Origin of the sequence: Gracilimonas sp., assembly GCF_035704785.1 — a bacterium.
Classification (GTDB): Bacteria; Bacteroidota; Rhodothermia; order Balneolales; family Balneolaceae; genus Gracilimonas.
On sequence record NZ_DASSWP010000226.1, the window covers coordinates 1 to 4,991 of the forward strand.

The window sequence follows — 4,991 nt, forward strand, 5'->3', positions numbered from 1 at the left end:
GTACCTGAACATTGGTTACCGGAATTTTATTAATGTCTACTTTTTAATTTCCTTCCTCAAAATATTCATTGACCAATATCGGTTCACCAAACCCAAGTTGTTCAAGACGATCGAGTTGAGTATCGGCGTCACCGACCACAAGCCAGATCATTTTATCGGGGTTCGCATACTTCCGCGCCAGTTCCTGAATTTCTTCTTTGGTCATATTCTTTACAATCTCTTCTCGTTCTTTGATGTAATCCGGTGACCATCCATAAGAACTGATATTGGATAACAGATTCAGTTTAGACCCTAAAGTTTCGAAACGGCGGGCATTACTTTTCAGCAGAAAACTCTTGGTATTCTCAAGGTCTTGGTCGCTGAAAGTTTCAGGATATTGTTCGAGGATCTCTTTAACAAGAGCAGCCGATTCGTAGGTTACATTGGTCCGAACACCACTTGAGATGGTAAACGGTCCGGCAATATCAGAACCTGAGAAACCTGAGCCGATACCGTACGTGTATCCTTTCCCTTCACGTAACTCCTGAGTTAACCGTGATGCAAATCCGCCACCGCCCAATTTATAATTCATTACGGTAGCAGGATAAAAATCCGGGTGAGTTTCAGGGATTGCAAGATAGCCAATGAGCAGTACTGATTGTTTGGCATCGGGTACATCATAGAAATAAACCTGTGATTCTTCAGGTGGCTGGGGGGTGTCTAATTCCGGTATCTCAACGGGTTTATTTTCCCAATTTTCATTGATGCTTTGCATGGAAGCCACAACTTCACCCTGATTTACGGCACCTACAACGTGCATGTTAGCGACAGCCGGAGAAAAATAATTCTCGTAATAAGATTTCAGGTCGTCTAAAGTGATGTTTTCAATACTGTTTGTTGTTCCGGCCGGATTGTAGGAGAGGATGTGGTCTTCACCGTAAAGCAGTTTATTGAAAGTATTGCTAGCAATGCTGTTGGGATTTGCACTCTGTTGCGCGATCTGGCTAAGTGTACTTTGTTTTGCAAGCTCAAATTCTCGCTCATCCCATCTCGGTTCTAACATGATTTCTTCGACCAGCTGCATGGTTGCATTGTAATTTCTGGCTAAAGTATTTCCACTAATGGTAATGCTCTGTTGGCCGGAATTCACTCGGATACTGGCACCTAATTCATTGATCGCTTCTTCCAGTTCTTCCGGTGTTTTGTCAGCAGTACCTTTGGTCATGAGGTCAGCCATTAAATTTGAAACCCCTGTTTTATCGGGATCTTCCAACATTAAACCACCTTTAAGAGTGATCTCAAATTCAACCAACGGAAGTTCATAGTTCTCGATCCCATATATGTCGAGTCCGTTGGCTAATTCAGCTTCCCATACCTCAGGAACTTTCAGATCGGGGCTCTCTCCGTAAGGAGGTTCAACAGAACGGTCAAAGCTTGAGGGTGTCTTCTCATATTCTGTTTCTTCCGGCAGCTCAAAACTTTCGCCTTCGGCATTGGCTACGATTTCTTCTTCCACAACTTCTGCAGGTTCAGATCCATCTAAAGCCAGTTCAGCTTCACCTTGAGGTACAAAGCTGGTGGCAACAAAATGTTTACCTTTGATGTATTCCTCATACACACGCATTACGTCCTCTTTGGTAACCGCTAATGTTTTTTGAATGTCCTCGTTGATGTATCCCGGATCATCTGCAAAAATATTGTACTGTGCCAGCTGGAATGCTTTACCTAAAACGCTGGAAAGTCCATTGTAGAAATCAGTTTCAATTCCTGCTTTGATTCGATCCAAGTCTGCCTGAGTAAATCCTTCTTCCTCAAAGCGGGTAAAAGCTTCATCTACCGCTGCTGCTACTTCATTTAAATCTGTATTCTGATAAGCACGAACAATCATGGAGATCTCTCCGGCCAGCTCAGAATTGCTGTTGTTCATAAATACATTGGATGTTAGCTCTTTTTCTTCAACCAGAACTTTATAAAAAGGCGCTTTTTTACCGTTTGCAAGAAGTTCGGTGAGTATATCCAAAGCATAAGCGTCGTCATGATATAGATCTACACCCGGCCATACCATGCGAAGCTCGGGAAGCCGCGCAAAGTTATCTTCGTAGTAAAGCTTTTTGGTTTCATCTAAAGTCACAGGCATGTCGGGGAGAGGCTTAATTTCTTCACCGCGGGGGATCTCATCAAAATATTTATGAACCCATTCTTTGGCTTGGTCGGAATCAAAATCACCGGCGATCACAAGAGTGGCATTATTTGGGACATACCATCGGTTGTAAAACTCTTTTACATCAGCAAGAGTGGCATTCTGAAGGTCTTCCAACGACCCGATCACTTGCCAGCTATACGGGTGTTCCTGGGGGTATAGGTTTTTTCCAACCACATAACTAGCATGTCCGTATGGGGCATTGTCCACACCCTGACGCTTTTCATTTTTAACAACCTGTTTTTCTTTTGCAACAACAGCTTCCGTAACCGTATTTATGAAAAAGCCCATTTTATCTGCTTCTGCCCATATCATTTTTTCCAAGGCATCGCTTGGTACCGTCTGGAAGTAGTTCGTGCGGTCACGACTGGTAGATCCATTGGCACCGGAACCTCCGATTCGGCTACTCATTTTATCCAGTCCGCCTTCTCCAAGATTCTCAGACTCCAGAAATAATAAATGTTCAAACAAATGCGCAAAACCGGTACGCCCTTCTTTTTCGCGGGCAGAACCGACATGAAATGTTAAAGCTACAGCAGTAACAGGATCAGAATCGTCTTTGTGGAATATTACTTCCAATCCGTTATCCAAGGTGAATTTCTCATAATCAACTGAGAACTCGGTTTGTTTTTGGGAGCATGAAGAAAGGGTTAATGTTGAAATTATGAGGACAGATAAAAGATAGAAAAAGCGTGATTCCATAGGAGTTATTTTGATGGTTTGAACGCCGAATATAACAGCTCAGGAGATACGGGTTTGTAAATATTTTGTTTCTATTGTGCGGGGGATGAATTTATTGTTACAGAGTCTCCACGGCCTGTCACCTCGAGCGGAATGAACGAGTGAATACGAAAGAATGCAGCCGAGAGATCTAAGAGGCTTATATAGTCTGCAGGTAGCCTGATATTGCCTCGTAGATTTCACTTCGTGGGTAACGCTTCGCTCTGAACTCCACTTCGTTCATTCACCCTTTGGGGTTCATTCACTTCGGTCGAAATAACAACAAGATCAAAAACACCACCACACCTTTACTCACCCGGAATCAAGCTCATAGTTCGTATTTCAGTCCCATCAAATAAGGTTGAATCCTGATGAAGCCAGCGATATTGACCGTTCAGCCACATCTCGGTTTGGTCACCATAATATTCAGAAAGAGAGTTCCCCGATTGACCTGTGGGGAGGATGCTTTTGCTTTTACTCATATCAGACAGGTCTGAGATACGGCGGATGGAGGGGCCAAGGGTCATCTCAAAAGCATTATCCCATCGGTACTGTCCATTATTTACACTCATACCGTGGCCGGGCACATGATAAGGGCCTTTGCTTAACACATTATTAACGATCATTTTTAAGGTACCTGAAGCTTCAGGGTCATCTGCTGCCTGTGAAAAAAGTGGTGGATCAAATGTAATGGTATGCAGTTGCTCCCAGCGCCATTCATAAGGTTCACTTCCCAGGGAATCGCTTAAAAATAGGATCGCGTCCTGCATGCTCTTCACAACCATATCTTCTTTTGTCTCTACAGAGTCTGTGCGGATATCATCAAAAAGCGAGCTTTCAGTTTCAATTAATGTAGTTAGCGTTCGCACAGGGATGTTTTCATGGTGAATGAAGTTTGAATAAGCAATATCCCCGAAATTGTCCTTGAGAGTGTTTTCAGAGAGATTCAAAAAGAAAACATCAAAAATGGAAGCCGCTGTTGATTTAAGATCATATCTGTAATTCCAGTTTTCAAGATAGGAAATGGGGAGTTCAAAATTATAAGCATCCTGATTGCTAATGATATCCAAAATATGCGGAGTCATTTTTGCCGCAAAGGCTGAATAAGAATCGTTTTGCAACTCTTCAAATCTTGCATAGTTAAAGAGAGTGCTGTCGGTTAAGATTTCTTCGATACGCTCTATACGTGAAGGGGGCTCCCAAAATGTACCAATATAATAGGGATAGCTATCGGTTGTGATTTTGTTGTTGGCATTTGCGATCCAGCCACTTTCAGGATTTATGATGCGCGGCATCTCTTCAAAAGGGATGAAGCCCTGCCAGTCTTGCTGCGGGTCCCATCCCTTCCTTAGGGTAATAGGATCTGCATCTCCTGAACGGATAGGTAGCCTGGCAACCGAGTACATCGCAATATTCCCTTCTACATCACCATATATAAAGTTAAGTCCGGGCACTCCAAAAGTTGGCAGAGCTTCTTTGAAATCCTGAAAACTTTCAGCCCAGTTTATTTGATACAGTGTCTGCATTTCGTTGGTAAGTTCATGTCCGGTCCATTGCATGGAGATCAACTTGTCATTTGTAAGCTCCTCAGCCGGATAGATGTCTGAGATCACGGGTCCGTGCTTCGTATACCGTATCTCAAAAGAGATATCGTCACCGTCTTTTACTTTAATGATCTCACGAGTACGTGTGAAATCTTCATAAACAGCAGTTGAGTCACTCAAAGAATCAACAATATATCTTCCCCGGTCTTCAGGGTCCATTTGTTCGAGGAAGAAGTCGGTATCGTCACTCATGATGCTGGTAAATGACCAAGCCATATGATCATTCTGTCCAATGATAACGGCAGGAACACCGGCTATCGTTGCTCCCGAAATATTCCGGTCATTCAAATTCAGATGCACTTCATACCACTTACCCGGCATATCGAGTCCGAGGTGAGGGTCTCCGGCCAGTAATGGATATCCTGACTCTGTTTTTGAACCGTCAACTACCCAGGCATTACTGCCAACATGAGTTCCTTCCATTTCCAGTAATTCACGTTTTTTGATTTCTTGCTTAAGCATAGGCATCAGAGAAGTCCCAAGTCCCG

General features: G+C 43.3%; 2 protein-coding genes. Both read right to left on the minus strand.

Translation table 11 applies throughout. The features are described from left to right. Window positions 1-43 precede the first annotated feature (43 nt). Complete coding sequence (locus tag VFM80_RS12915) at window positions 44-2,881, minus strand: M16 family metallopeptidase (protein ID WP_395072325.1); 2,838 nt, start codon at window positions 2,879-2,881, stop codon at window positions 44-46. A gap of 326 nt (window positions 2,882-3,207) precedes the next feature. Continuing rightward, window positions 3,208-4,991, minus strand: a 1,784-nt coding sequence (locus VFM80_RS12920) for a penicillin acylase family protein (protein WP_395072327.1), incomplete at its 5' end; no start/stop codon positions are given.